General features: G+C 60.5%; 23 protein-coding genes and 3 pseudogenes. 13 read left to right on the top strand and 13 right to left on the bottom strand.

From position 1 onward, the window contains the following. Positions 1 to 37: 37 nt before the first annotated feature. Positions 38 to 820: a (S)-sulfopropanediol 2-dehydrogenase HpsO gene (hpsO, locus tag K2O51_RS32540; RefSeq protein WP_220632192.1), complete on the bottom strand. Its 783-nt coding sequence runs from the start codon at positions 818 to 820 to the stop codon at positions 38 to 40. A 2-nt stretch (positions 821 to 822) separates the two neighbouring features. Then, entirely contained in the window at positions 823 to 2,133 is a 1,311-nt protein-coding gene (hpsN, locus tag K2O51_RS32535; protein WP_220632191.1) for a sulfopropanediol 3-dehydrogenase, read from the bottom strand. A gap of 225 nt (positions 2,134 to 2,358) precedes the next feature. Here hpsN and K2O51_RS32530 point away from each other — a divergent pair, with 225 nt between their 5' ends. Next, positions 2,359 to 3,369, top strand: a complete 1,011-nt coding sequence (locus K2O51_RS32530; protein ID WP_220632190.1) for a LacI family DNA-binding transcriptional regulator — start codon at positions 2,359 to 2,361, stop codon at positions 3,367 to 3,369. A 142-nt stretch (positions 3,370 to 3,511) separates the two neighbouring features. Here the strand turns inward: K2O51_RS32530 and K2O51_RS35895 are convergent. Together K2O51_RS35895 and K2O51_RS32525 are read right to left on the bottom strand one after the other, a co-directional pair. Beyond that, a pseudogene (locus K2O51_RS35895) lies at positions 3,512 to 3,628 on the bottom strand (IS30 family transposase); the annotation flags it as partial. Between the two features lie 3 nt (positions 3,629 to 3,631). Then, a pseudogene (locus K2O51_RS32525) lies at positions 3,632 to 4,077 on the bottom strand (transposase); the annotation flags it as partial. Positions 4,078 to 4,250: 173 nt separating this feature from the next. On the opposite strand from K2O51_RS32525, the gene K2O51_RS32520 reads away from it, so the two are divergent. Then, positions 4,251 to 5,696, top strand: coding sequence for an IS1182 family transposase (locus K2O51_RS32520; RefSeq protein WP_211955797.1), 1,446 nt, complete (start codon positions 4,251 to 4,253; stop codon positions 5,694 to 5,696). 259 nt (positions 5,697 to 5,955) lie between these two features. Here the strand turns inward: K2O51_RS32520 and K2O51_RS32515 are convergent, their stop codons facing one another. Then, entirely contained in the window at positions 5,956 to 6,570 is a 615-nt protein-coding gene (locus K2O51_RS32515; RefSeq protein ID WP_011295862.1) for a TetR/AcrR family transcriptional regulator, read from the bottom strand. A 192-nt stretch (positions 6,571 to 6,762) separates the two neighbouring features. Between K2O51_RS32515 and K2O51_RS32510 the strand changes: the two genes are divergently transcribed. From K2O51_RS32510 to K2O51_RS32475, 8 genes are read left to right on the top strand one after another with little or no spacing between them, the layout of a single operon-like run. Next, positions 6,763 to 7,974 carry an NAD(P)/FAD-dependent oxidoreductase gene (locus K2O51_RS32510; protein ID WP_166487218.1) on the top strand — a complete coding sequence of 404 codons (1,212 nt, stop codon included), beginning with the start codon at positions 6,763 to 6,765 and terminating at the stop codon, positions 7,972 to 7,974. Positions 7,975 to 8,006: 32 nt separating this feature from the next. Beyond that, positions 8,007 to 8,732 (top strand): DUF1365 domain-containing protein, encoded by a 726-nt coding sequence (locus K2O51_RS32505; protein WP_245002026.1) that lies wholly within the window; start codon positions 8,007 to 8,009, stop codon positions 8,730 to 8,732. 30 nt (positions 8,733 to 8,762) lie between these two features. Continuing rightward, complete coding sequence (locus K2O51_RS32500; protein WP_011295865.1) at positions 8,763 to 10,007, top strand: SAM-dependent methyltransferase; 1,245 nt, start codon at positions 8,763 to 8,765, stop codon at positions 10,005 to 10,007. Position 10,008: 1 nt separating this feature from the next. Further along, positions 10,009 to 10,563: a chalcone isomerase family protein gene (locus K2O51_RS32495; RefSeq protein WP_011295866.1), complete on the top strand. Its 555-nt coding sequence runs from the start codon at positions 10,009 to 10,011 to the stop codon at positions 10,561 to 10,563. Then, positions 10,560 to 11,855 (top strand): MFS transporter, encoded by a 1,296-nt coding sequence (locus K2O51_RS32490; protein WP_011295867.1) that lies wholly within the window; start codon positions 10,560 to 10,562, stop codon positions 11,853 to 11,855. Before K2O51_RS32495 ends, K2O51_RS32490 begins: the two co-directional genes overlap by 4 nt. Beyond that, complete coding sequence (locus K2O51_RS32485) at positions 11,852 to 12,388, top strand: DUF3833 domain-containing protein (protein WP_011295868.1); 537 nt, start codon at positions 11,852 to 11,854, stop codon at positions 12,386 to 12,388. The genes K2O51_RS32490 and K2O51_RS32485 overlap by 4 nt, the downstream gene beginning before the upstream one ends. A 10-nt stretch (positions 12,389 to 12,398) precedes the next feature. After that, a complete protein-coding gene (locus tag K2O51_RS32480; RefSeq protein ID WP_011295869.1) occupies positions 12,399 to 13,193 on the top strand; it encodes an SDR family NAD(P)-dependent oxidoreductase in 795 nt (264 codons plus the stop codon). Continuing rightward, a complete protein-coding gene (locus tag K2O51_RS32475; RefSeq protein ID WP_245002025.1) occupies positions 13,190 to 13,654 on the top strand; it encodes a nuclear transport factor 2 family protein in 465 nt (154 codons plus the stop codon). The genes K2O51_RS32480 and K2O51_RS32475 overlap by 4 nt, the downstream gene beginning before the upstream one ends. Positions 13,655 to 13,855: 201 nt before the next feature. Here K2O51_RS32475 and K2O51_RS32470 read toward each other — a convergent pair. Next, a pseudogene (locus K2O51_RS32470) lies at positions 13,856 to 14,724 on the bottom strand (transporter substrate-binding domain-containing protein). A gap of 1,048 nt (positions 14,725 to 15,772) precedes the next feature. Between K2O51_RS32470 and K2O51_RS32465 the strand changes: the two are divergent. Both K2O51_RS32465 and K2O51_RS32460 read left to right on the top strand, forming a co-directional pair. Beyond that, positions 15,773 to 16,354 (top strand): NAD(P)H-dependent oxidoreductase, encoded by a 582-nt coding sequence (locus K2O51_RS32465; RefSeq protein ID WP_011295872.1) that lies wholly within the window; start codon positions 15,773 to 15,775, stop codon positions 16,352 to 16,354. 533 nt (positions 16,355 to 16,887) lie between these two features. Further along, positions 16,888 to 17,046: a hypothetical protein gene (locus tag K2O51_RS32460; protein WP_166487196.1), complete on the top strand. Its 159-nt coding sequence runs from the start codon at positions 16,888 to 16,890 to the stop codon at positions 17,044 to 17,046. A gap of 179 nt (positions 17,047 to 17,225) precedes the next feature. Here the strand turns inward: K2O51_RS32460 and K2O51_RS32455 are convergent, their stop codons facing one another. The 5 genes from K2O51_RS32455 to K2O51_RS32435 form a co-directional block, all read right to left on the bottom strand. Then, the gene (locus tag K2O51_RS32455) at positions 17,226 to 17,996 is read right to left on the bottom strand and encodes an enoyl-CoA hydratase/isomerase family protein (protein ID WP_220632188.1); all 771 of its coding nucleotides are present in this window, start codon (positions 17,994 to 17,996) and stop codon (positions 17,226 to 17,228) included. Between the two features lie 15 nt (positions 17,997 to 18,011). Beyond that, positions 18,012 to 18,815, bottom strand: a complete 804-nt coding sequence (locus K2O51_RS32450; protein WP_011295874.1) for an enoyl-CoA hydratase-related protein — start codon at positions 18,813 to 18,815, stop codon at positions 18,012 to 18,014. Between the two features lie 5 nt (positions 18,816 to 18,820). Then, entirely contained in the window at positions 18,821 to 19,588 is a 768-nt protein-coding gene (locus tag K2O51_RS32445; RefSeq protein ID WP_011295875.1) for an SDR family NAD(P)-dependent oxidoreductase, read from the bottom strand. Between the two features lie 4 nt (positions 19,589 to 19,592). Further along, complete coding sequence (locus K2O51_RS32440) at positions 19,593 to 21,269, bottom strand: AMP-binding protein (protein WP_011295876.1); 1,677 nt, start codon at positions 21,267 to 21,269, stop codon at positions 19,593 to 19,595. 70 nt (positions 21,270 to 21,339) lie between these two features. Beyond that, positions 21,340 to 23,370, bottom strand: a complete 2,031-nt coding sequence (locus tag K2O51_RS32435; protein ID WP_011295877.1) for an NADPH-dependent 2,4-dienoyl-CoA reductase — start codon at positions 23,368 to 23,370, stop codon at positions 21,340 to 21,342. A 285-nt stretch (positions 23,371 to 23,655) separates the two neighbouring features. Between K2O51_RS32435 and K2O51_RS32430 the strand changes: the two genes are divergently transcribed. After that, complete coding sequence (locus K2O51_RS32430) at positions 23,656 to 24,132, top strand: MarR family winged helix-turn-helix transcriptional regulator (RefSeq protein ID WP_011295878.1); 477 nt, start codon at positions 23,656 to 23,658, stop codon at positions 24,130 to 24,132. Positions 24,133 to 24,316: 184 nt separating this feature from the next. On the opposite strand, the gene K2O51_RS35375 is transcribed toward K2O51_RS32430, so the two are convergent. Beyond that, positions 24,317 to 24,772: a LysR substrate-binding domain-containing protein gene (locus K2O51_RS35375; RefSeq protein ID WP_235679889.1), complete on the bottom strand. Its 456-nt coding sequence runs from the start codon at positions 24,770 to 24,772 to the stop codon at positions 24,317 to 24,319. A 483-nt stretch (positions 24,773 to 25,255) separates the two neighbouring features. Further along, entirely contained in the window at positions 25,256 to 25,795 is a 540-nt protein-coding gene (locus K2O51_RS32420; RefSeq protein WP_011295879.1) for a carboxymuconolactone decarboxylase family protein, read from the bottom strand. Positions 25,796 to 25,836: the final 41 nt, after the last annotated feature.

The following is a 25,836-nucleotide window of genomic DNA, read 5'->3' as shown; positions in this document are numbered from 1 at the left end:
TTTTGCCGCGCGCTGCCCTTGTGGGTTACCGCTTTACTTACCGCGCCGTGTAGCCTCCGTCCACCATGAAGGTCTGGCCGGTGATGTACGCTGCCATGTCGCTAGCCAGGAAGGCGACCAACCCGTGCAGGTCCGCAAGCTCGCCGTTGCGCCCGATACAAGTACGGCTGGCGTGATACTCCGTAAGACCGGCATCCGCGAACACAGGACCGGTCAGCGCTGTCGGGAAGAAGCCCGGACCAATGGCGTTGCATGTGATCCCGTGTCGAGACCACTCTTCGGCAATCGCTCGCGTGAGTTGGACGATGCCGCCTTTTGCCGCGCCATACGGCGCGCTATTGGCGAAGGCACGGTATGACTGCAGGGAAGCGATATTCAGTATGCGTCCCCACCCCTGAGTCTGCATCGCGGGTGCCAGCGCCTGCGTCAGGAAGAATGGCGCACCGAGATGGGTATCGAGTTGAAGCCGCCACGAAGACGGCGTGACGCTTGCATACGTTTCACGCAGGTTCATTCCCGCCGCATTGACGAGGATATCGATCGTGCCATGTTGCTGTTGCAGAGCGCCTGCTGCAGCCGGAATGGCATCGAGATCGGATACGTCAAATACGTGTGTATCGACTGCGATTCCCATGGCGTCGAGGCGGGATGCCGCAGCATCGAGCTGGGACTGGCGTCTCGCCGCGAGAATCACTCGCGCGCCAGCCTGGCCCATCGCGGTGGCAATGGCCTCTCCGATCCCGGAGCTGCCACCTGTCACGAGCGCCTGCCGTCCTGAAAGATCAGGCACAAGCCTCCCTGCATTTTGCAGTCCGGTCATCGTTACACCTCCACCGGCGTGCCCATTTCGAAGGACGCGTTCGGGAAGTACTTCGCCATGCGGTCATCCGCGGTACGGGCGTGCGCTTCCATGCCTTCGAGCCGCGAGATGCGAGCTGTCACCTGGCCGATCTGGCGGGTCGCTTCACGCGTCATTTGTTGCCACGTTAGCGTCTTCATGAACTTGTGCACGGACAGTCCGCCGGAGTAACGCGCGGCGCCCTTGGTCGGAAGCACGTGGTTGGGCCCACTGGTTTTGTCGCCGAACGCCACGGTGGTTTCCTCACCGAGGAAGAGCGAGCCGTAGCAGGTCAGATTCGCCAGCCACCAGTCGAGATCCGCTGTGTGGACTTCCAGATGCTCGGAGGCATAACGGTCGGAGATCTCCACCACCTCTTCCCGGGTGCCGCACAGGATCACCTCGCCGTAGTCTCTCCAGGCGGCGGTGGCGGCATCGCGGGCGGTCGGGGGAAGCTTGGCAATCAGTTCCGGAACCAGCGCCATGACACGGTCGGCCAGATCGCGCGAAGTGGTGAACAGCCAGGCAGGCGATTCATGGCCGTGCTCGGCTTGTCCGACAAGATCGCTGGCGACGATGGCCGGGTCGGCCGTCTCATCGGCGATGACGGCGACTTCCGACGGCCCGGCGAACACGTCAATGCCGACTTGGCCGTAGAGGGTCCGCTTGGCCTCTGCCACGAACTTGTTGCCAGGGCCCACCACCACATCGGCCGGCTTGCCAGTGAAGAGACCATAGGCCATGGATGCGATCGCCTGCACCCCGCCCAGTGCCATGACGACGTCCGCGCCTGCCGCCTGGAAGGCGTAAAGGACGCGCGGATGGATGCCTTGTCCGCGGAACGGGCTCGAGCACGCGACGACAGTCTTGACACCGGCAGCCTTGGCCGTCGCCACGCCCATATACGCTGATGCGATGTGCGCATAACGCCCGGCGGGCGCGTAGCAGCCGACCACATTGACTGGCAGCACGCGTTGTCCCGCAGTGACGCCCGGATGGAGTTCCACGGAGAACTCTTTCAGGGATTCGCGCTGCGCCAGTGCGAAGTCGGTGACCTGCCGAATGGCGAAGTCGATGTCGGCGCGCACGCCTGCCGGCACGTCCTTGGTCTGCTCTCGGATCTGATCGGGCGTAAGCACAATGTCGCCACTCCAGCCGTCGAGTTGTTTGGCGTACTGACGCACGGCGTCTTCACCGCGCGCCTGAATCTCGGCAAGCATCTCTGTCACAACCTTCTGTGCCGTCGCCGTTTCGGTCTGGGGCGTCTTTTCCGCTTTTTTCAGATACGAGATCATTTCTGCAAGTCCTCAGGTTGGGTATAGGAATGTAAGCGCTTTCATTTTTTCCGACCGCCTCCCCAAGCCGGTGGTTTTTTTGAATGAAAGCGCTTTCATGCAAAGAATAGCTCGTACACGACGGACCGCAAGAAAGGGTTTTCCCCGAGGTTTGTCTGCACCTGAGTTGTAGTCGCTACAGCACCCCGCAGAGATGGGCGACAATAGGGCACTGGACGGGGAGCAATGAAAGTGCCTAAAACGAAACTTGAAGATGTAGCGAGGCTAGCCGGCGTCTCCATGGCGACAGTCTCGCGGACACTCTCCTCACCTTCGTTGGTGCGTGAAGATACTTTGGCGCGCGTACGGCATGCCATTCAGGCACTGGGATATGTCCCCGACGCTTCTGCCCGGACGTTAGCTTCCGGTCGATCCCGCACCATCGCAGCGGTTGTGCCCACTCTGGACAACGCCATCTTCTCGCATGCCATCCAGGGGATGCAGGGTGTGTTGGCCGCGAACGGCTACCAACTCCTTCTTGGCTCCCACAACTACGACCCTCAAACCGAGATAGATGTCGTCCGTGCATTGTCGGAGCGCGCCGTCGATGCCATGGTTCTTGTCGGCGCCGACCACGCTCCTGAAACGCTTTCAGTCCTACGGCAATCGGGCACGCGGACTATTATCACTTGGGCGTTGTCGAACGACTACCCTTGCATTGGGTTCGATAACTTTGAAATCGGAGCGCTCGCGGCCAGATACCTGTTCGATCTTGGGCATCGGCACTTCGGCATGATTTCTGGTATCTCGCGGAACAACGATCGCGCACGATTACGCACTGAAGGCTTCGTCAATACTTTGCGCGCTCTGCGTGCCGAAATCATTCCGGGCGCGGCCTGCGAGCAGCCTTACTCGTTTGCCGGAGGCCGTACCGGATTGCGAAACATACTTCGCGATGCATCGACCAGGCCAACGGCGGTCTTTTGTGGCAATGACGTCCTAGCGCTCGGCTGTCTGTTCGAGGCAACAGCGCTAAACCTCAAAGTACCTGACGAGCTTTCGATCGTTGGCTGCGATAACTTGCCGATTTCGGCTGAGGTCACGCCGGGCCTCACAACCGTAGCGTTGGAAAGTAGCTTGTTGGGCAAGAAAACTGCGGAAGCTCTATTGCGATGGCTCCAGGACGGCACCGAACCGGGCCGTACGGAGATGCCTATATCACTGATTCAGCGCGGCACTGCGGCTCCGCCTTCGTGAATCGATGGTAGACACGGATCAGGCTCTGCAACGGTTCCACGTACCATCCTGGCTCAGCTATCTCACTTCTTGCAGATTCAGGCCTATTCCCTTTGTTCGTCCGCCGATTATGCCGGGCGAACGGCGGCTGTATCTCGCGGATTCAACCGGTCGATGCAACGTACTGGTGAAACCTTTCAGCCGGCGTATCGAAGTTCAACGTCTTGCGAGGGCGCTCGTTTAGTCGCCTGGCTACGGCGTTGAGTTTCGCTTGCGAATATGCTGGGGACCACTGCAGCCTCAGCTTGCCGGCGACGACCTGCGCCAGCACCCGGTTCCTGACAAGCTTACAGAGCTTCGGGCGACGCGCTCGCTCCCAGTCCAGTGCATCGGCCTGGCTCGCACGATAGCTCTGCCGCCCCCATTGCGCTCGAGCTCACGGCTAATGGTAGACGGAGCGCGATTCAGCCGCGATGCAATGGCCCGAATCGAAAGCCCTAACGCCAGCGAGCGCGATATCTCCTCACGCTCGGCAAACGTCAACGCTCGCGCGGCGCGATGGCGTTGTGCTGGTCGAATGCCTCCCGCGTCCGACAAGATCCTCTGGACTGAAGAGTGCCCGCGATCAAATAACCTGGCGATCTCATGAATCGTATCTCCCTTGCGCCAGCGATCCCACATGAGTGCCTTCTGCGTCTCGGAATAATAGATCCTCGGCCTCTGCTTCATTTGCAACACCTCCACTGCTCACACAGATTCTAGATGTTGCATCGACCGGTTGATGCCGCACTCGGAAGCGGTCATTACGGTCTCCTAAATCCGGAAGGCGGCTATGGGTCGAGGCTGTGTGAAAACGGTTCGATCACCTAGACTGGATCAACGCATTCAGATTGGGGGACCGGATGAAGCGATTCATAGAGGGAGAAGACCGCAAGCAAGCTACGCTGCTTCCAGAATGCCTCGATGATTTCATCGCCGAGGATAACCCCGCCAGGATCATCGACGCGTTCGTTGAAGAGTTGGATCTCGAGTCGCTCGGGTTCGAAGGTGCCAATCCTTCGACTACAGGTCGCCCCTCATATCATCCTGCCGTCCTGTTGAAGATTTACATCTATGGCTACCTCAACCGAGTCCAGTCCAGCCGCCGTCTGGAGCGCGAGTGCCAACGCAATATAGAACTGATGTGGCTTACCGGCCGACTGGCGCCGGACTTCAAGACGATTGCAGACTTCCGCAGGGATAACAGCACGGGCATTCGCAATGTCTGCCGTCGTTTCATAGTTCTGTGCCGCGATTTAAAGTTGTTCTCGCAGGCCCTGGTCGCCATCGACGGCAGCAAGTTCAAGGCAGTCAATACTCGGGACCGCAATTTCACGGCTGGCAAAGTCGACAAACGCCAGCAGCAAATCGAGGAAAGCATCCAGCGGTATCTGAGCGCGCTGGAGACTGCCGATCGCACGCAGCCGGCGGAGATGGAACTCAAGACAACTCGACTGCGCGAGAAGATTGCGCAACTGCGTCAGCAGATGCATAGCCTTGGCCAGATAAAGGAAGAGCTCAAGACACTTCCAGATGGTCAGATCTCGATGACCGATCCTGATGCGCGTTCGATGGCGACAAGTGGCAAGGGCTCCGGAATGGTCGGCTACAACGTACAGATGGCCGTAGATGCCAAGCACCATCTGATCGTCGCTCATGAAGTCACCAATATTGGCAATGATCGGGCGCAACTGAGTTCGATGGCTCGAGCCGCTCGCGATGCGATGGGTAAGACCAGGCTTAAAGCCATAGCTGATCGTGGCTACTTCAGCGCGCAGGAGATCAAGGCATGCGCGGATACGGGAGTTGCTGCCATCTTGCCCAAGCCAACGACGTCCAGCGCGAAGGCGGGAGGTCGATTTGATCGGGCGGACTTCATCTACATTGCCCGGGACGATGAATATCAATGTCCCGCCGGTGAACGTGCGATATACCGCTTCACCAGAGAAGAACATGGACTGCAGCTACGCCGCTATTGGAGTAGTGCCTGTCCTCAGTGCACCATGCGATCTCACTGCACGCCGAGTCCGTACCGGCGCATCTCCAGATGGGAGCATGAGGAAGTGCTGGAGGCCGTCCAGCGCCGGCTCGACAAGACGCCGGATGCAATGACGGTTCGTAGGCGAACCGTCGAGCATGTCTTCGGAACCTTCAAACATTGGATGGGCTACACGCACTTCCTGACGCGCACGCTACCGAATGTAGGTACTGAAATGAGCCTGCATGTTCTGGCGTACAACCTGAAGCGCGTCCTTCGAATTCTCGGGTTCTCGAAAACAATGAAGGCAATGCGCCTGGTGGGTGCGTAAGCACCCATTTGCGCCCAAAAAATGGGCTGAAGATCGCCCTCAGGAGCTCACTAGCGCTGTTCGCACCCGTTACGGCGTCGTCCCATGACCAGATTGGCCGAAAATTCGATAAGACAGGCTACGCCCCGGAGGAGACGCGCATTAGTCCGATTCGAGAGACGTTTCCACACGGCCTCGGTCGGAAGCCGTCTCCGGCTCTATTCACCCAGCGGTCGAGAAGACCGTGTCGCTCTCTTCATTACCCGCAGGCTTTTAGCGACTAGGCGCGTGCGGCGATCCCATGGAAACACACATCGAGCATATGCGCGACGATTCGCTCGTCATCCAATTTTGCATATAGACGCAGGTATTCGACCGCAGGATCACACGTCCGCGAATAATAGGAGAACAAAATCACATCGTCTGGCAGTGCGGCATCCAGATCGCCACTCTTTTTTGCCTCGCCTACCAGCCCCTTCAAGATGCCGTTGAGCTTGAATACGCGCGTTACGTAGCCGAGGTTGTGCGTTAGCATTTCGCGCACATGCGGGCTGGTGGATGGCAGGAACGGCAGGCCACCTTCCAGTCGTACGCGCAGCGCCCACGCAAGGAGCGCGCGCAACCGCCCCATTGCGGTTTCCTGCTGCGGCAGTTGCTCCAGGAAGTCGATGGCGCCATCGATGAGTCGGATCATCGCAGCGCCCACGAGGTCGTCCTTGGACTTGAAATGCTTATAAAGAATGGGCTTCGATATGCCCACCTCGCCGGCGACATCGTCCATCGTCATCAGGTCGAACCCCTTATCCGCCAGGATGCGCGTGGTCGCATCCAGAATCGCGTCCTCGCGTAAGCGAAAGGTTTGGTCCTTGAAGCTGAGCTTGCCCAAAATACCCATTTGTAAATTTCGTTACTATGCAGTAACCTTCTTTCCGAGACAGTAGGGGTATGTTAGCACCCCCGCTCCAAACCGCATCAACAACCGCCAAAAAAGCCAGAAAGGTGCAGCGTGAGCGCATATTCGGTCACTCAGAAGGGACTGCGGATTGCCGTTGTAGGCGCTGGGATTTCGGGCCTGGCGACCGCCTGGATGCTCTCGCGGGACCACGCCGTCACGCTTTTCGAGGCGGGCCACTATCTGGGCGGGCATACCAATACGGTTGACGTCACGCTGGAGGGTTTCACCTGTCCCGTGGACACGGGGTTCCTGGTGTTCAACGACCGCACCTATCCCAATCTCGTGTCGATGTTCGAGGCGCTGGGTGTGCGTTCTCACGCGAGCGATATGTCCTTCGCCGTTTCGCTTGACGATGGGCGCCTCGAATGGGCCGGCAGCAATGTGAGTACGGTGTTCGCGCAGCGACGCAACGCGTTTTCCCCAACATTCCTCGGAATGCTCCGGGACATCGTACGGTTCAATGGCGCCGCGCAAACACATCTGGCGTTCGCTGAACACAGCGGCTGCTCTCTGGGAGATCTGCTGCAAGCAGGCCAGTACGGGCAACCCTTTCGTCAGCACTACTTGCTGCCCATGGCATCCGCCATCTGGTCCTGCGCGACCGCCGACGTGATGCGCTTCCCTGCCGCGACGTTCCTGCGCTTTTGCATGAATCATGCGCTCCTGCAGGTCCGCAACCGGCCGCAGTGGCGCACCGTCGCCGGCGGCGCCCGCCATTACGTGAACCGGATTGCCAGCCATCTCAATGATGTTCGCCTTGGGGTTGCCGTGCGCGCGGTGCGCCGCGATGAAGCCAGTGTGACTGTCATGACCGATGAAGGCACATCACGCTTCGATACCATCGTGTTCGCCACGCACGCGCCCGATACGCTGCGGATGCTAGCCGACGCATCACCCGCCGAACGTGATGTACTGGGCAGCGTGCGCTACGCGTCCAATGTCGCGATCCTGCACACAGACGCCACGCTTTTGCCTCGTCGTCAGCGCGTATGGTCAGCCTGGAACTACCTGGGCCGCCAGCACGGTGACGCTCAACGTGCGGTCTGTGTGAGCTATCTGCTCAACCAGTTGCAGCCGCTGCCGTTTCGCTCGCCCGTCGTCGTTACCCTGAACGCGTTTCGCGAGCCTGCGCCTGGCACGGAACTGCGCCGCTTCCACTACGCCCATCCCGTGTTCGACCTCGCGGCCATTGCGGCACAGCAACGGCTGCCCGCTCTGCAAGGCGAACGACGGACCTGGTACGCCGGCGCGTGGACCGGATACGGCTTTCACGAAGATGGCCTGAAGTCGGCCCTGCGGGTGGCCCGCGACTTCGGCGCCCTGCCAGCCTGGTCGCGACTATGATGCCTGCTGCATGGCTCCTGCGCTGCCGCGTCATGCACGAACGCCTGCGCCCCGCGCGCCATCGCTTCGTGTACCCCACCTTTTGCCTGCGTGTCGACATCGATGCGCTGCCGAACCTGCGGCGTTGGTGGTTTGGGGTCGACCATCCGCGGCTCGTGAGCCTTTACACACGCGACTACGGACCGCGCGATGGCACCGGGCTCGGCCGATGGATTCGGCCACGTCTGGCTGACCTGGGGCTGCCAGACGACGGACCGATCTGGTTGCAGACCTCGCCACGCATCTTCGGCTACGCCTTCAATCCGGTCAGCTTCTGGTATTGCTACGACAAAGCCGGTGCATTGCGGGCGCTTGTCGCCGATGTGAATAACACGTTCGGGGATCACCACGCCTACCTTGTCACCGCGCCGGACCTCGGCGCCATCCAGGCGTCCACCGTCCTCGCTACCCGAAAGTGCCTGCATGTGTCGCCCTTTAACACGGTGCAAGGACACTACGCCTTTCAGGTGCGCGAAACAGACGATGTAGCGCACGTCGGTATTGACTATTACGACGACAGCGGCGGCCTCGTGCTTCGTACGTCGATCGGTGGCCGCAAAGCACCTCTGACGCTGGGGGGCATGATGACAATCCTGGCAAGCCAGCCCTGGGCTGCTATCGCGGTCATTGTACGCATCCACTGGCAGGCCTTGCGTCTGTGGCGAATGTCGGTTCCGTTTCATGGAAAGCAACCACCTTCAGTACCGCCTGTCGGCTAACTCCACCTCTGTCTGGCATCGCCCCTTCATATGAACCGCCTGCCTTCCAGCCAGCGTGCACTGCTACAACCTTGTATCCCCACCCTGCTGCCGTCCCGGACGTCCGTATTCGCCAGGATGTTCCTGGCCGCGCTCGACCGCCTGGCCGTGGGCCATCTGGTGCTACTACGGCCGGACGGGCAGGAGGCGATCTACGGCGATCCGCATCAGGCGCCGGGGGCTCGGCTGACGCTGCTGGACTGGCGCGCATGCGAAGCCGTCATGCGCGCTGGGGATATCGGCTTTGCTGAAGCCTACCGCGCCGGATGGGTCGACACCCCTGATCTGGTCGCCTTGCTGCATCTGGCCCTCGAGAATGAATCGGCCCTGTCAGGCACCGTCCACGGAGGATGGCTGAGCCGCCGCTGGTATCAACTGCGACATCTTTTCCGCAGGAACACGCGCAACGGCAGCCGAAGGAACATCCATGCCCACTACGACCTGGGCAATCCGTTCTATGCCCTGTGGCTCGACGAAACCTGGAGCTACTCCGCAGCATACTTCGATGGTCGCAGCGCACGGTCGCTGGCAGAGGCACAGGAAGCCAAGTACGCGCATATCTGTGACGTGCTCGCGCTAGGGCCAGGCATGCACGTGCTGGAAATCGGGTGCGGTTGGGGCGGGTTCGCGTTACACGCGGCCAGGCGCGGCGTGCGGGTGCACGGCGTCACGATCTCCGCCGCCCAGCTCGCGATGGCCCAGTCGCGCGTCGAGCAGGCGGCCCTGACGGACCGTGTCAAGCTGGAGCTTCGCGACTATCGCGATCTGGATGGCACCTACGATGCCATCGTGTCCATCGAGATGTTCGAGGCAGTCGGAGAAGCCTACTGGCCCACGTTCTTCGATCAGATATCCCGAAGGCTTCGCCCGGAGGGCCAGGCGGTGGTGCAGTCAATCACGATCGATGACGCTCGCTTCAACGCCTATCGGCATAGCAGCGATGTTATCCGCGAGTACATCTTTCCCGGTGGAATGCTGCCAAGCCCTGAGCAATTTGCCCGGGCAGCCGACAGAGCCGGATTTTCGAGCTGCAAGGTGTTGGCCTTCGGCAAAGACTACGCCGAAACCCTCCGGCGATGGCGCGAGCAATTCGAAGCTCATGTGGAAGAGATTCTGACGCTTGGCTTTGATGAGGGATTCATACGCATGTGGCGGCTCTATCTTTGCTATTGCGAGGTCGGGTTCGACGCGGGCCGCACCGACGTCATGCAATTCCTTCTCACGCGCAAGGACTAGCATGGCCCGTCTGGCAGCCCTTGTTCTTGCATGCGCCGCGCTGCCCGGCATTGCCGCCGAGCCGTGTCGGGAAAGCTTGCCTGAAGCGCGGATGATCGGCCAGGGCGAGTATCGGTGGCTCGGACTGCGCGTCTATGTCGCGCAGCTCTGGATGGCCCGCGCACCAGTCTCCGGTGGCGCCGCGGCTGCCGCGAACTCGCCGGACGTACTACAAGCGCCGTTCGCGCTACGCCTCATCTACGCAAGAGACATTCCGCAGCAGCGCCTGGTGGAAACGAGCATCGATGAAATCCGCCGTATCTACGGCGATTCGTTGTCCGACACGACAACCGATCGTTGGCGCCATGCGCTTTCCCGCGTACTGGTGGACGTTCGCGCGGGGGACTGCCTGACCGGCGTGTACTCGCCGGCGCAGGGTGCGCGCTTCTACGCCAATGACCGTGAAACTGGCCGGCTCGACGATCCGGTCCTGGCCCACGCGTTCTTTGCCATATGGCTTGGCCCATCGACGCGGGATCCGGCATTGCGTCAGAAGCTCCTGGGACCGGCACGATGAACATACGCCCGGCTTCGCTCATCGCTTACGGCGCCCTTGGCCTGCCGCTTGCCATGGTCGCGCTGCCCATCTATGTCCTGGCCCCGGCCTATTACACCTCGCGCCTGGGCATGCCGTTGTCCACGGCGGGACTCGTCCTGATGCTCACCCGCCTTGTCGATACCGTGCAAGATCCATGGCTCGGGCGCTGGGCAGATGCGCTGGCGGGTAGCCGTCGCCTGCACCCTGCGCTGTGGGCGACTTCCCTCTGCCTCATCGCAGCGTTTGCGGCCTTATGGATGCCGCCGGTCTCAGGATGGGCATTGACGGCCTGGTTCGCCGCCGCCCTGGTCCTTGTCTACGCCGCACACAGCTTTATGAATGTCGCTTACCTCGCGTGGGGCGCGAGCCTGGGGCTCAATTGCGACGCGTTGACGCGTGCAGCCGCGTGGCGAGAGGGTGCGGGCGTTCTCGGTGTCCTTATTGCCAGTGCGGGACCCGCCTGGCTGATGGAACGTGACGACCTGGCGCCGCGGAACGCCATGATTCCGTTCATCGCACTCTTTGCCATTCTGCTGATCGGCGCAGTCTGGTTGCTGCGCTTCGCCCCTCCCTGGCAAAGGATGCCACCCGGTCGGACCGGCCGATCGGGCCACCGCGGTCTCCGCCCCTTCATCGTTAGCGTAGCGAGGACCGTGCTGCGCAACCCTTCGTTCCGCATGCTTCTGGTGCCCTATTTCCTGAATGGATTGTCTGTCGCAATACCGGCTACCCTCGCCGTCTTTTTCATTGAAGATCGGCTGGGGATACCTCGATGGGTCACACCCAGTCTCGCGATATATTTTTCAGCTGCCGCACTGGGGCTTCCAGTCTGGGTGGGGATTTCAAGACGGATTGGCCCTCAACGGGCGTGGCGTGCAGCAATATGGGTCGCCATCGCGGCGTTCGTGTGGGCGGCCACACTGGGTCGGGGAGATGTGGTGCCATTCCTGGTGATATGTGTCGCCTGTGGCTTTGCGCTGGGGGCCGATCTTGCGATACCGCCTGTCATTCTCGCGCAGTGCCTACCCGACGGCGAGGGGGCCGGCGCCTGCTTCGGTATCTGGACGCTGACAGGCAAGCTATGTCTGGCTATCTCGGCACTGACCCTGCCCGGCCTCGCCTGGCTTGGCTATGTGCCAGGCTTTCCCGCGACGGGTATCCCCGGCATGGCACTCGCCTTCACCTACGCAGGCCTTCCCTGCCTGCTCAAGTTGGGTGCGCTTTCCACATTGCAAATGCCGTCACGCCTCGTATCGGAGGAACTTCAATGAGAGCCCTGAACGCCTTGGTTCTTGGCATCGCTACAAGCTTTGGCACGGCATGCAGTGCACCCGATGTGAGCCGGTACGCCCGTGAGCGCCCAGTGCTGGAGGTCACTCAGTTTTTTGGCGGCAAGACGGAAGCATGGGGAATGTTCCAAAAGCGCAATGGCGAAGTCGTCAAACGGTTCCATGTAGCCCTTGACGGGCGCATGTCACAGCAGCAGTTCGTCCTGCACGAAGCATTCCGCTACAGCGATGGCACGACACAGGAACGGACATGGACCCTTGATCGCCAGCCCGACGGCACGTGGCGAGGCGAGGCGCCTGATATCGTTGGTGCAGCCATGGGAGAGGCCGCAGGCAATGTTCTGCGCTGGCGCTATACCATGCAACTGCCCGTCGATGGAAAGCTGTACGACGTGCAGTTCGACGACATGATGGTGCTTATCGATCCGCAGACGATGATCAACCGCGCCCGCGTCACGAAGTTCGGCTTTGAAGTTGGGCAGGTGACAATTGTTTTTCGCCGCCCGGCTCCATAGGAATCCGGACATGGCTTTCGGTCTGCACCTCAACCCTCGGCTGCGCGACTGGCATGGCAAGCGCGTCTGGCTGGTCGGCGCGTCAAGCGGAATAGGCGCAGCACTCGCCAAAGCATTGCTTGCAAAGGGGGCATGGGTCGCGGTTTCGGGCCGACGAACCGATGCCCTGCTGGCGGTGATCGAAAGCCATCCCAAAGGCGTCGTGCTCACCATGGATGTGCGCAGGCCGGACGACTGGAAGGCGACTCACGACGCGTTGTGCGAAGCGTGGGAAGGCGTGGATCTGGTTGTATTTTGCGCGGCCGACTACCGTCCGCTTCGCCCCTGGCAACTGGACGCGCGGGAAGCGCACGACACGCTGGAGACCAACGTCTGTGGTGTCTATTACGGTCTAAGTGCCGTCCTGCCACGGATGCTTTCGCGGCGATCGGGCGGACTGGCCATTGTGGCAAGCGTCGCCGGGTACGTCGGGTTACCCAGCGCCACGCTATATGGCCCATCCAAGGCAGCCCTCATCAACCTTGCGGAACTGTTGTACGCCGAGCTCCATGCGCACGGACTGGGGGTCTACCTGATCAATCCCGGCTTCGTCAAGTCTCGTCTGACGGCGCGCAACGACTTCCGAATGCCGGCGCTCATGACGCCGGAGGGTGCCGCGGAAGCAATTGTCGCCGGACTGGAACGCGGTCGCTTCGAGATCGCGTTCCCACAACGCTTTACGCGTCTAGTTCGTCTGATCAGCCTACTGCCGTACCGCGTCAGCCTGGGGCTGCTACAGCGATTGACCCGCCACCATGAATCATGATGACCGACATGCCACACAATCAATTTGCCCATGCGCCGCGCACCCTTCCCGCGCTACTGGCATGGTATGGCGCGCTGTCGCCTTCGTCGCTGGAACGTCTGGACCTGTATTACGCGAGCCAGGCGCGCTTCTGTGATCCGTTCAACGAAGTCTGCGGCATCGCGGCCATCCGTACCGTCTTCGAGCATATGTTCGAGACCGTCGAGACACCTCGTTTTGCATTTCACACGAAGATAGGCAGCGGTGCACAAGCCTTTGTTGCATGGACATTCATGGGGAGAGTGCGCCAGCATGCCTTCGATGTTCCGGGCTGCACCCATTTGTCTTTTGACCAGGATGGCTTGGTCACAAGTCATCAGGATTTCTGGGACGCCGCCACGCTTTGGCGCCAATTGCCATTGATACGTTTCCCGGCGACATGGCTTGCAAACGCTTTTCTGCAAAGGTTGCATAGACCTTGACCATGCTTGCTCACAGACGCGTAGGAGCGGGCAAAATTCCCGCAGTGACACCACGCCAGTGGCCCTGACTGACCGACGCTCCGGGTTATGCCGAGGAATCGGCAGAACGCCGAGGACTGCCGGTCGCTGTTGGAATCCCCGCATGCGGGCCAGTTATTCCGCTGGCGGTCGTTAGGGCCATCTCGAAATCATGCAGAAATATCACTGCGCCGGTTTATCGCTACGTGTCTTGATGTTTGCTCGCAACGGCTCGCTCATCGGCATATTCAGATTCACTCCGGCAGGTGGGATCGGAGATTCAAACCATTTCTTATAGAGCCGTGTAAATTCTCCCGATTTCATCAGTCGCGTTATGGTCCCATCCACCAGCTTCTTGAACTCCGCATCGTCTTTACGGACCATGCAAGCATATGGTTCCACCTGAAGCGTATCGCCCACGATCTCAAGCGAAGAAGGGTTCCTTGAATTGGCACGCAAGCCGAATAGCAGAACGTCATCCAAGGCAAGCGCTGACGCGCGATCGTTTTCCACGAGTTGCATGGCGTCTGCATAGTCCTTGCCGGAAATCATCTGGACGTCGATATTGTTGTCAGCGCCGTGCTTTCTCACTACCTTCTCGTTCGTGCTGCCGGCGGTGCTGGCTACCGTCTTCTTCGCCAGATCAGCGTAGCCATTAATACCAGAATCGCGTTTGGTCAGCAGACGAGTTCCCGCGTAGAAAAAATTGATCGAGAATGCCACCTCCTTGCCACGCATGCTGGTATTGGTGGTCGAACCACACTCCAAATCATAGGTACCGTTGACCAGCAACGGAATACGATTCTGCCCGGTCACTGGGATGTATTCGACTTGAGGCCAGGCTGCTTCAGCCGGCTTCGCACATCGTCAACGATGGCTTCCGTCAGGTCGACTGAAAATCCAACGGCTTTATGCGGGCCAAGCAGATAACTAAAGGGAACCGCCGCCTCACGATAAGCGACGGTAATCCTGCCCGTCGCAGCAACCTTTTCCAGTGTCTCGGCATGAACACCTGCCGCAGCGACCGATAGCCCGCCCGCGATGAGGGGCATAGGCAATCTTGAAAGGCGTTTTCATTCTTGTTCTCCGTGGAAGCGTGGAACACTCCTGCGCAGTACCACCCCTAATGGGGTCGTTATGAAAGGGAACTCTGACCTCTTTGGTGTCAATCTAGGCGCCATCCGGAAAGCGCGGTTGACCTGGGTCAACTCGGCGGATAATGCTGGATATCAAGCCACGCTTCGTTGCTACCCGCTTCCCTGGGCCGCCATCTCGGCTGGATGACAGTTCCGGACGCTCAGGTGGCGCCTCCTTGGCCGTCAAGGTCGCTCGCCGTGATTCAGCCAAATGCCCGGAATGGGTCAGCAGAGGGCGCCCGTGGCCGCGCGGGGCTCTCTCCATCCTCGGTGCCGTTGCCCTCAACTTCGTGCTGGCAACCAATCCCCGCCCGGCACGCTATGTTGCCCCGTAACCGTCGCTGGTGCGATTCGCTCGATCACCTGCCAGTGGGAGCGATACGTTTCGCACTGCGCAATGGTGAGCAGGTTGCAAATCTGGATCCCCAATCGCTAAGGCATTGCGGGAACGCATCTCGTTTCATGGAGTTCGAAGGTCCACCGCACAGCCGACTTGATGCCCTTCGATGGTGGCGAGGGCTGAAGCCGGCCATGATGCGTCACTCACCTCGGGCGCGAGGCTGCCATTAGCTTGTCGCCTTTTCGCCAGTTACCGGTCACTCGCGCATCGCATCGAAGGCCTACTTGCCTTCGTCGCCTCAAGGGGTAGCATAGCCCCATGCGCCTTGGACAAACCGCTGTTGGTTTTGACGCCTGGACCGACATCACTTCTCACCAGAGTGCCAGGCAATTTCGCTGGAAAGCCAAAGAAGAAGGCCGGCCGCGGAGGTGAAAATTTGGCCTTCAGCCAGCCTGGGGCCTACGCCGAGGAGCCCTAGCGCCTACACTCCAATCGGCGGCAATGAAATTATGCCGGCCAGACGTATCACTCCGCGTGCCAATGCTTCTGTCATATCATCACCTGTCTGGGGCATATTTCCTTAGTGCCTTGTACCGCCAGTCTCCCCAACAGCTTCCCCGCAGCATGTCCAAGCGCATCGTGATCATCCAGGGGCATCCAGACCCATCGGGCCATCACTTGCTGCATGCGCTGGCTGACGCCTACGCTCAAGGCGCGACCACGGCGGGACACGTCGTACGGCGCGTCGAGGTGGCCAAGCTCGACTTCCCGCTGCTTCGCACGCAAGCTGAGTTCGAGACTGGCACATTGCCTCCTGCGTTGGAGCAGCCAAGGGAGGACATGCACTGGGCAGAGCATTGGGTCTTTCTGTTTCCGCTGTGGCACGGAACCATGCCGGCGCTGTTCAAGGGTTTTCTCGAACACATCTTCCGGCCCGGCTTTGCCATGGACTACGAGAAGAAAGGTTTCCCCGGACGACTGCTCGCCGGCCGCTCGGCACGCGTCGTCGTAACCATGGGAATGCCGGCGCTGCTGTATCGCTGGTACTTCGGCGCATACGGAGTTCGCGGCTTCGAGCGAAGCATGCTGAGCTTCGCCGGGATCAAGCCAATCCGCGAGAACCTGTATGGGCTCGCCTTTGCCAACGAGAGGACACGTACCCGTTGGATGGAGTCCCTGCGTGAACATGGTGCGCGCGGGGACTGACCGGAGCTTGCCAGACCCATACCTTGGGTGCCCCTTCCTGGACGATCCGAGACGGCTCCAGTTTCGCAACGTAGAGTCAGACAATTATCAGCACGAGCAACAGGCTGGCAAGTGGAAGTCCGGTGCTGGCCATCCGTGCGGCAGTGCCTGCAAAGCCGCTGATCATGTGGATCCCGGCTTCGGATCAATCAGTGAGACGATCGAGCAAATAATTGATGAGAACTATGGGCGCTATTTCTAGACTGACTACCCTAGAACGCGTTGAATAGCCAAGACCCTCCCATGACAAACCCTGATTCGAAGGCGCGCCGACCCGGTACGATCGGCGTCGGCATCATCGGCGCCAGCCCGCTCAATCCTGGCTGGGCACTAGCCGCACAGGTTGCCGTTCGACGAAGTGATGACCAAATCGCCACGTGTACCGTGAATCTCCCAGCGAAGGACTTTGGGTCCGGTGCAACGGTCTGGAGCGCGGACGGCGCTGCGGCTTCCCCATTGGCGCCGGCTAGATACCGGAAGCGCTAAGGACGGGCATGGCGGCGAACGTCATACACGAGTACATTGCCATCGGCCACGACCTCGCCACAGGTGCGCACACGGTCCCCGACTTCTCGTATGCTCTGCGCCGGCATCGACTGCTCTCGGCAATTGAGGATGCCTCACGGCTCGGCGTCACGGTCAATATCGAATGACGGTCTTCAGACCGGCCTCAGGGTCGAGCTCGACAACTCGATCCTGACGCCACGTCCAACAGGAGGATATCGTTATTGAAATCGAGGGGCGGGTTGTGCATGCTGCCAGACTACCTTCCGAAAAACCCCTCTGACCACTACCAAATCGCCTTGGTGGCGCGTGGAGCGGATGGCAGGGCTCACCGATCGGTGAAACAAGCAGACCGTTTGCCAAGAAAGGCGCGGATCCCCTCGTGCGCATCGTCGGTCTGGAATGCCTGCATAATGAGGTCCGCTTCCATACGCAGCCCCTCCGCCAGCGGCAGGTCCAGGGCACGTTGAACGGCAGTCCGGGCCAGCAGGGAAGCGCATTGGCTATGGCGAACGAAGCGATCGGCAAAGGCCTTTGCAATGGCAATCGCATCACCGTCTTCCACGACGTCATTGACCAGTCCGATTTCCCTGGCCTCGCGCGCATCGATCATTCGGCCTGTCATGATCAACTCCAGCGCACGCGACTCTCCGACCAGCCGCGGAAGTCTCTGCGTGCCTCCGTATCCAGGCAATAGCCCCAGCCTGACCTCCGGCAGGCCAAACTTTCCGCTTGTGGTCGCCACCCGGAAAGTACATGACATGGAGAGTTCCAGACCACCACCGAGCGCATAGCCGTGCAGCACCGCGATGGAGGGGACACGCAGGCGGTCAAGCTTTGCGAAGGTATCCTGTCCTAGTCGAATCCCTTCGCGCTCGGCCCAGAAATCTCGGTCAAGCAGGCCCTCGACATCGGCGCCCGCACAGAATGCCTTGTTTCCCGCGCCGACCAGCGCAAGCGCCCTGGCGGGCGACCTCGCGACCTCATCGATCGCCAGTCCAAGTTCCTGTATTAGCGAAAGGCTTAGGGCATTGAGGCTTTCCTGCCTGTCGATGGTGATGACAGCAAGATAATCGTCGTAGTGCAGGTTTATCGGCATGATTCCATCCCCTTCTTACGCGTCGCCCTCGTGGCCGTTCACAATGCCCCGGAACTGCGGCCGGCGCTTCTCAAGGAATGCAGACACGCCCTCGCGCGATTCGGCGGTCTGATAATAGAGCGCCAGGGCCTGCATGCCGAGCCCGCCAATGCCCCGGATCGAATCGGAATCGGCATTGAAGGATCGCTTTGCGATGGCAATCGCGGTCGGGCTCATGCCCAGGATCTCGTTGCACCAGATAGCCACTTCCGCATCGAGTTCCGCAGGATCAACCACCCGGTTCACCAGTCCCATCTCCAGCGCCTGTTTTGCCGGATAGCGGCGACACAGGAACCAGATCTCCCGCGCCTTTTTTTCTCCGACGACTCTCGACAGGAATGCCGTGCCGAAGCCCGGGTCGACCGAACCGACCTTCGGCCCCACTTGCCCGAAGATCGCGGTGTCCGATGCGATGGCAAGATCGCAGCACGTCACCAGTACGTTGCCGCCGCCGATTGCATAGCCATTGACACGCGCAATGACGGGCTTCGGTACTTCGCGGATCACGCCCTGCAACTCCTCCACGGGCAGCCCCACCACGCCCCTGCCGTCATACTTGCCATCATGCGCCGATTGATCTCCGCCCGTACAGAAGGCCTTGTCTCCCGCGCCGGTCAGGACAATCACGCCAATGGAAGGATCCCATCCCGCCGTGTTGAACGCATCGATCAACTCCTCGCAGGTATGCCCCCGGAATGCGTTATAACGCTCGGGACGATTGATCGTGATGCGTGCAACGCCGTCCTTCCTGTCGAACAAAATGTCGGTGTATTGGGTCATGATGCTTAACCGTGCATGGTGAGACCGCCAGATACGCTAATGGTCTGGCCAGTGATGAACCCGGCTTCCGGGCTGGAGAGAAAGACGACGATTCCGGCAACGTCTTCCGGCTTGCCCAGACGCTTCAATGGGATCGCGCGCTTCAGCCCTTCATAGAGCTTCTTCCCATATTCGCCATCGCCGCCAAATGACTGCAGAAGCGCGGTGTCCGTGGGCCCCGGACAGACCGTATTGACACGGATATTGTGATTGGCACATTCGCGGGCAATCGTCTTCGTGAAAGCGATGATCCCGCCCTTGCATGCGGAATAGACGGCCTCCCCCGAAGATCCCACGCGGCCGGCATCCGAGGCGATATTGACCACCATGCCCCCTCCTCTCGATATCATGTGCGGCAGCACGGCATGGTGAAGGTTCAAAGGACCGACCAGATTGATGGCGATGACCTTGTTCCAGAATTCCGGCGAACTCTCAAGGAATTGCACCGGCAGATCCCATCCCGCATTGTTGACCAGAGCATCGATACCGCCCAGGCTCTCCGCGATCGAACCGATCCGGCTGACGACCCGCTCGTGGTTGGTAATATCGAGCGGGAGCAATGCCAGTTGGGCGTTGAGAGGCCGGAGTGCCTCGGCAAGCCGTTGCAGCGCATCCTCATCCTTGTCTACCGCTACCACCCTGGCCCCGGCATCGACGAAGCGCCGACAAATTGCAGTACCGATTCCGCCAGCCGCGCCTGTAACCACCACCACTTTGTTGTCGAGATCTCGCATTCCCTTACTCCGTCGTACCTGAATCGGGCCCGATCGCACCGTTGCCCACCAGGTGCTGTAACGCGGACTCGCGTAGCTTGAATTTCTGAAGTTTTCCCGTGGCGGTTCTCGCCAGACTGTCAAAGATCACGTGCTGCGGCGCCTTGAAGCCAGGCAGTCTGGCGCGACAGAAGCTGATGATTTCACTGGCATTGACGCCCCCCGCGAGATCCGCCTTGAGTTCGACGATGGCGCATGGCACCTCTCCCCAACGTGGATCCGGCACCGCAACTACAGCCGCGCCTGCTACGGCCGGATGCTCGTAAAGGACGTCCTCGACCTCTACCGAGGAAATGTTTTCTCCCCCCGAGATGATGATGTCCTTTGAGCGATCCTTGATTTCGATATATCCGTCGGCATGAACCACGGCGAGATCTCCGGTGTGGTACCACCCACCTGCGAACGCCTCCTCTGTTGCAGAGGCATTCTTGAAATAGCCTTTCATCGCCAGGTTGCCCCTGAGCAGGATTTCCCCCATCGCACTGCCATCCCGCGAAACCGGCGATAGCGTTTTGGGATCCGCCACCATCATTTCGTTCATGACGACAGTTCTGACCCCTTGCCGGGTAAGGTGAACCAGATGCTCTTCTTCCGGCAGCGCCTGCCATGCCTCTTGGCTTTGGCAGATCGTGGCAACCCCGTGCATCTCGGTCATGCCATAGACATGCTGCACGCGGAAGCCGAGCTCGATCAGCCTGCGAAAGACCGCCGGCGGCGGTGATGCTCCTCCCGACAGCACACGGATCGGCCTGGCCGGCGGCACCCACGACGGCGGCACACTCTCGATCAGGAAGGAAAGGACTGTCGGGGCGCAGCAGAAATGCGTGACGTCGTGGTTGGCTATCGCGTCATAGATTGTGGCTCCGCTCACCTTGCGCAGACAGATCTGTGTCGCGCCGACCGCGGCGAGCGCCCAGGCATAGCACCAGCCATTGCAGTGGAACAGCGGCAAGGTCCACAGGTAGACGGGTGCGTCGCCGCTCAGCTCGGCATTGACAAGTTGCCCCAGCGCATTGAGATATGCGCCCCGGTGGTGATACACGACACCCTTCGGATTGCCAGTGGTTCCCGACGTGTAGTTGAGCGCAATCGCGTCCCATTCGCTCAGCGGCAGGCGAATATCCGGCGTGTCCGGCGCGCTGGCGAGGAACGACTCATACTCGATACGCCCAACCGGCCGGCTGCCCGCCACCTCCGGGTCCGTGATATCCACAACGGTGATCGGCTCGCCAAGCACGGCGATGGCCGCGCGCGCAACCTCGGCGAACTGTTGATCGACAAACAGCAGGCGGGTCTCGGAATGCCGGAGAATGAAGCTGACGGCCGCGGCATCAAGGCGAATGTTGATGCAGTTCAGCACGGCGCCTGCCATCGGCACACCAAACTGCGCTTCGAGCATGGCTGGCGTGTTGGGCGCCAGGATGGCAACCGTATCGCCACGTTCGATGCCGTGATCGATCAACGCGCCAGCCAGCTTGCGGCAGCGTCCGGCATATTCCTTCCACGTGTATGAGCGGTCGCCATGGATAATGGCAATCCGATGCGGGTATACATCCTCGGCCCGATTCAGGAAATGGAGCGGCGTCAGCGGCTGGTAGTTTGCCGCGCGCTGATCGAGCCCCAGATCAAATTTTGTCACCATGAAGTGTCTCCAGGAAGTCCTGCATCTCGGTGGTATGGCTGTTCTTGCGGCCCGATAGGGCCGCGCGCCTTCATACGGTCATGGCGAGCCGCGTTGCCTGATCAATCGCGCGCAGCGCATCCAGCTCGCTGGCCACATCCGCACCTCCGATTACGTGGACATTTGCGCCACTCGACCGAAGCGCTTCGTAGAGCCCGCGTTCGGACTCCTGGCCGGCGCAGAGGATGACGTTGTCGACCTGCAGAACGTGCGTCTTGCCGTCTATCGTGTAGTGCAGGCCGTCATCGTCCACGCGTTCGTAGACCGCTCCGCTCGCCATCGCAACGTTGGCCCGCTTCAGCCTGGACTTGAGAATCCAGCCGGTCGACTTGCCCAGACGCTTGCCCAGCGCTTCGGGCTTGCGCTGGAACATGTGTACCTCCCTGCGCGCATGTGCGGGGGCAGCAGTTTCGGCCGATTCGCTCAGGCCGCCTGACGTGGACAGCGACGGATCGACACCCCATGTGGCAAGGAAGCTGGCGGGATCCAGTGACTCTTCCGCATCGCCGAGCAGGAACTCGGCCACATCGAAGCCGATACCGCCTGCGCCGATGATGGCCACCCGCTGCCCGACGGCAGCGCCGCGGGCAAGCACATCGACGTATGAAAGGACCTTGGGATGATCCACTCCTGGAAAGCCAGGTGAGCGCGGACGCACGCCCGTCGCAATCACGATTGTGTCGAATCCAGCTTCCAGCAGTTCGCCGGCTTTCACGAAGCGTCCCAGATGCACCGTCACACCAAGGCCGTCGAGCCTGGTACGGAAATACCGCAGCATCTCGTTGAATTCATTCTTGCCCGGCACGACGCGCGCCATGTTGAGCTGACCGCCGAGTTCATTGCCGGCCTCGAACAGCGTGACCCGATGACCGCGCTCGCTTGCATTGATGGCAAACGACATGCCAGCAGGGCCGCCACCGACCACCGCGATCCGCTTCGTCCCTTCGGGTGGCTTTGGCATGAACTCGATCTCTCTGCCTGCGCGCGGATTCACCAGACAGGTGGCGGTGCGATCTGTGAAGATGCGGTCCAGGCAGGCCTGGTTGCAAGCGATGCAGGTGTTGATCTCGGCCGCCTTTCCAACGCGGGTCTTCCTGGCAAAATCGGGGTCCGCGAGCAATGGCCTGGCCATGGAAACCATATCGGCACAGCCTGATGACAGCAGCGCCTCGGCGCCGTCCGGCGTATTGATCCGGTTCGATGCGATCACGGGGATGTCAACTGCCCGCTTCACATTCTCGATCGCATACGCCCACGCCGAGCGCGGTACGGACGCGGCAATCGTCGGCACCGCCGACTCGTGCCAGCCCACCCCGGTATTGATGATGTCCGCGCCGTTGGCCTCCACGCGCCGCGCCAGCTCGGCCACCTCCGCGCCGGTCATCCCGCCCTCGATCAGGTCAACGGCGGAAATCCGGTAGACCACCAGAAAGCGGTCCACTACACGACGGCGAATGGCCTTCAGGACTTCCAGCGGAAAGCGGATGCGCGCCTCGAAGCTGCCGCCGAACTCATCGGTTCGTTGATTCGTGAACGGCGCCGTGAACTGGTTGATGAGGTACCCCTCCGACCCCATGATCTCGACGCCGTCGTAGCCACCCTCCCACGCAAGCTCCGCGGTATTGGCAAAGTCCTCAATGGTTTGCCAGACCTCCTCCGTCGTGAGCTCGCGTGGCGCAATCGGGTTGATCCGCGCCCGCTCGGCAGACGGCCCCACGCAAAGATGGTGCTTGGCGTAGCGACCTGCATGGACGATCTGCAGCGCAATGTGCCCGCCTGCTGCATGCACCGCCCCCGTGATCGCACGGTGCTCCGCCAATTGACTGCGTTCGCATAGTAGCGGCGCGCCAGGTTCGAAAACTCCCGCGGGATTGGGAGCATACCCGCCGGTCAGAATCAGGCCGGCTTCGCCCCTGGCGCGTGCGCCGTAGAACGCGGCCAGCCTTTCATGTGGCCTGTCCAAGGTTTCCAGCCGGGTGTGCATCGCGCCCATCACGATGCGGTTCCTGAGGGTGATGCCTGCAACGCTGAGGGGAGCCATCAGGCGTGGGTACTGATCCATGGTTTGCTTGCCTCCAAGACCGTGTGTTGTGGTGTTCGGAAGTCTAGGTGCTCAATCTCATATATGACAAGGTCTTGATATAAATATTTTGGGAAACAACGGGAATTTACCTAGTCAGGCCAGTGCCGCTTGCGGCGTCTATGTCAATACATTGATGTTAAGGCACAATAGAAAAGCTCCTGCACCGGGTCAATGCGGCGCTGCGGCGACGGCAAGGTATCATCTGGCGTCCAGTCGATTTCATGTCTCATGGAAGCCAACAAGATTCGAAGCAAAGGGAAGCAGATGAAATCCGCAAGCGCAGAAGAGCGTCCTGACCAGTCCGGACTGGATGTCACCAACCGGCTGTTCTTCCGACTTTTTCAGGTGGGCAACATCCTGCATCGCCAGACCGCCAACGAACTGGGGATCAGTGGTGTGCAGTGGGCCGTGATGGGAGCACTGTCGCGGCCGAAGGCCACGCACGGCATGTCCTTCTCCGAACTGGCCGAGTATCTGGTGGTGAGCCGCCAGAACCTCGATGGCGTGCTAAAACGGCTCGAGCGCGAAGAACACGTCTCGCGCGTGACCAGCGATGAAGACCGCCGCGCACGACGCGTGGTCCTGACCAGCAAAGGAAGGCAGTTCTGGGAAGAACTGCAGCCGAAGATCCACGAGTTTTACCGCCAGGCGGTGATCAACCTTCGTTTTGATGACAAGGTCTCCTTCCTTCACTACATGAACACACTCAAGGGCGACCTGAGCACGGTCCACCTGACGTGACATCTGTGCCGGGTTGGACTGCGGGTCGCACGGATCATGATTGTTCATGCACGCCTGCCTGTAAATTTACGTTATTGCATGGCGCTCAAACAAAAATGAATGACATGGAGGCATCCCGGAGTCACGTTCGCCTAGGCAAGAGCCGGGCACGTAGATGCAGCCAGCAGCGAACGTGTGCACCCGGCTAGCGGAAGAACCTCTCAAGTTCTGCAAAAGCCAGCGCTATGCGTTCACCCAGAAAATGGAGCAGCACACGCACACGCGGCGCCATGTATCGATTGCGTTGAAACAGGGCATTCAAGGGCAAGTCCGGACAACGCCATTCCGGCAGCAGCAGTTCGAGCCGCCCATCGCGCAGATCGGAAATGCCGCCTCCTTCCACAGCCCATTCCCTTGCCAGTGCACCGTCGTTCGTCTCGCGGGAGCTCGCAACCGGCGCGAAAGATTGCACTGTTTCCCCGTCGTGAGCGAAGTGCCATTCGTTGGCCACGAGGCCGACGACAGCGGTAGGGACCTGTGCTCCGACAGGATGAACGGGAACACCGAACTGCTGTATATATCGAGGCGAGGCGCACAGTGCTCGCCGGTTATCGGCAAGGCGTTTCGCGATCAACGTGCCGGCTGTCGGCAGCCACGCCAAACCGGATCGCGATGTCGATATCGTCGTAGAGCAGATGCAGGATCGAGTCGGACAAAACTAGCGCGATGCTGAGCGGAAACGCGCACGCGTCCGCTAACCTGTGGGTGCCTGCATGAAGCGTGGCAAGCGCGTCTTCAAGCGTCTGAGGTGCGTGCTGGCAATCGCAAGGTAGATCCGGCCCTCATTGGTCAGCCGCAACTTGCGCGACGTACGCTCGAACAATTGCGTGCGCAGCGCAGACTCGAGCTTGACGCTGGCCGTAGCCGGTGACAGGCCGAGCTAGCGGCCCGCTGCCGAAAAACTGCCGAGATTTGCCGCTTCGACGTGTAATCAAATGGCTTAAATGATCTTCAAGCGAAACGGAAGAATCCCGAAACCCTGTTCGTGCCAGAGATACCTCACCGCTGCACGGCTATGTCCGGGCCCGAGCCGGCCTCGCCCCCGGCGGCGCTGCCCATTCAAGGCGCCCGCCGGGAGAGCGTGTCAGGCCACCGCCGGGAAATCCAGGGCCGTGTCGTTCACACGGTTGACCATGTTGGTGAACAGGATGGCACTCATGGCCTGGATGATCTCGACGATCTGGCCATCCGTGTAGCCGGCGGCGCGCACCGCCTGCACGCTCTCCGCCGGCACCGTACCACGGGTACTGACGAGTTCCAGCACGAAGCGCACCAGCGCATCGATCTTGACGTCATCGGGGTAGCTCCCCTCCCGCAACTGGCGCATCTGCTGCCCGCTGTATCCTGCCAACTTGCCCATGAGCGTGTGTGCAGCCACGCAATAGTCACAGCCGGTGTGCTCGCTGACGGCCAGGTTAATCGCCTCCAGCTCACGCGCCGACAGAGCGCCATTCTTCAAGATCTGCCCTGTCTGCAGCGCATTGGCAAGCACAGCAGGGGCATTGCTGCCGATGGTCGCATAAGCATTCGGCACCTTGCCGATTGCCTTGCGGATGGCGCCGAACAGCTCGGCGGTCTGGCCGGTGGCGTCCTGGACGGGGATGGTATGCAGACGAGTGGTCATGATGGTTCTCCGGTTTCCTGTCAGTGAAGGCAAGCACTGCT

The sequence above is a fragment of the Cupriavidus pinatubonensis genome, from assembly GCF_019602855.1.
GTDB lineage: Bacteria > Pseudomonadota > Gammaproteobacteria > Burkholderiales > Burkholderiaceae > Cupriavidus > Cupriavidus pinatubonensis.
The sequence above is the reverse complement of the archived record's forward strand: the minus strand, read 5'-3'. Positions and strand labels throughout refer to the sequence as shown.

What these genes read in the sequence shown, in the direction of transcription:
- hpsO (WP_220632192.1), bottom strand. Translation starts at nt 820, where the DNA reads ATGACCGGACTGCAAAATGCAGGGAGGCTTGTGCCTGATCTTTCAGGA.
- hpsN (WP_220632191.1), bottom strand. Translation starts at nt 2,133, where the DNA reads ATGATCTCGTATCTGAAAAAAGCGGAAAAGACGCCCCAGACCGAAACG.
- K2O51_RS32530 (WP_220632190.1), top strand. Translation starts at nt 2,359, where the DNA reads ATGAAAGTGCCTAAAACGAAACTTGAAGATGTAGCGAGGCTAGCCGGC.
- K2O51_RS32520 (WP_211955797.1), top strand. Translation starts at nt 4,251, where the DNA reads ATGAAGCGATTCATAGAGGGAGAAGACCGCAAGCAAGCTACGCTGCTT.
- K2O51_RS32515 (WP_011295862.1), bottom strand. Translation starts at nt 6,570, where the DNA reads ATGGGTATTTTGGGCAAGCTCAGCTTCAAGGACCAAACCTTTCGCTTA.
- K2O51_RS32510 (WP_166487218.1), top strand. Translation starts at nt 6,763, where the DNA reads ATGCTCTCGCGGGACCACGCCGTCACGCTTTTCGAGGCGGGCCACTAT.
- K2O51_RS32505 (WP_245002026.1), top strand. Translation starts at nt 8,007, where the DNA reads ATGCACGAACGCCTGCGCCCCGCGCGCCATCGCTTCGTGTACCCCACC.
- K2O51_RS32500 (WP_011295865.1), top strand. Translation starts at nt 8,763, where the DNA reads ATGAACCGCCTGCCTTCCAGCCAGCGTGCACTGCTACAACCTTGTATC.
- K2O51_RS32495 (WP_011295866.1), top strand. Translation starts at nt 10,009, where the DNA reads ATGGCCCGTCTGGCAGCCCTTGTTCTTGCATGCGCCGCGCTGCCCGGC.
- K2O51_RS32490 (WP_011295867.1), top strand. Translation starts at nt 10,560, where the DNA reads ATGAACATACGCCCGGCTTCGCTCATCGCTTACGGCGCCCTTGGCCTG.
- K2O51_RS32485 (WP_011295868.1), top strand. Translation starts at nt 11,852, where the DNA reads ATGAGAGCCCTGAACGCCTTGGTTCTTGGCATCGCTACAAGCTTTGGC.
- K2O51_RS32480 (WP_011295869.1), top strand. Translation starts at nt 12,399, where the DNA reads ATGGCTTTCGGTCTGCACCTCAACCCTCGGCTGCGCGACTGGCATGGC.
- K2O51_RS32475 (WP_245002025.1), top strand. Translation starts at nt 13,190, where the DNA reads ATGATGACCGACATGCCACACAATCAATTTGCCCATGCGCCGCGCACC.
- K2O51_RS32465 (WP_011295872.1), top strand. Translation starts at nt 15,773, where the DNA reads ATGTCCAAGCGCATCGTGATCATCCAGGGGCATCCAGACCCATCGGGC.
- K2O51_RS32460 (WP_166487196.1), top strand. Translation starts at nt 16,888, where the DNA reads ATGGCGGCGAACGTCATACACGAGTACATTGCCATCGGCCACGACCTC.
- K2O51_RS32455 (WP_220632188.1), bottom strand. Translation starts at nt 17,996, where the DNA reads ATGCCGATAAACCTGCACTACGACGATTATCTTGCTGTCATCACCATC.
- K2O51_RS32450 (WP_011295874.1), bottom strand. Translation starts at nt 18,815, where the DNA reads ATGACCCAATACACCGACATTTTGTTCGACAGGAAGGACGGCGTTGCA.
- K2O51_RS32445 (WP_011295875.1), bottom strand. Translation starts at nt 19,588, where the DNA reads ATGCGAGATCTCGACAACAAAGTGGTGGTGGTTACAGGCGCGGCTGGC.
- K2O51_RS32440 (WP_011295876.1), bottom strand. Translation starts at nt 21,269, where the DNA reads ATGGTGACAAAATTTGATCTGGGGCTCGATCAGCGCGCGGCAAACTAC.
- K2O51_RS32435 (WP_011295877.1), bottom strand. Translation starts at nt 23,370, where the DNA reads ATGGATCAGTACCCACGCCTGATGGCTCCCCTCAGCGTTGCAGGCATC.
- K2O51_RS32430 (WP_011295878.1), top strand. Translation starts at nt 23,656, where the DNA reads ATGAAATCCGCAAGCGCAGAAGAGCGTCCTGACCAGTCCGGACTGGAT.
- K2O51_RS32420 (WP_011295879.1), bottom strand. Translation starts at nt 25,795, where the DNA reads ATGACCACTCGTCTGCATACCATCCCCGTCCAGGACGCCACCGGCCAG.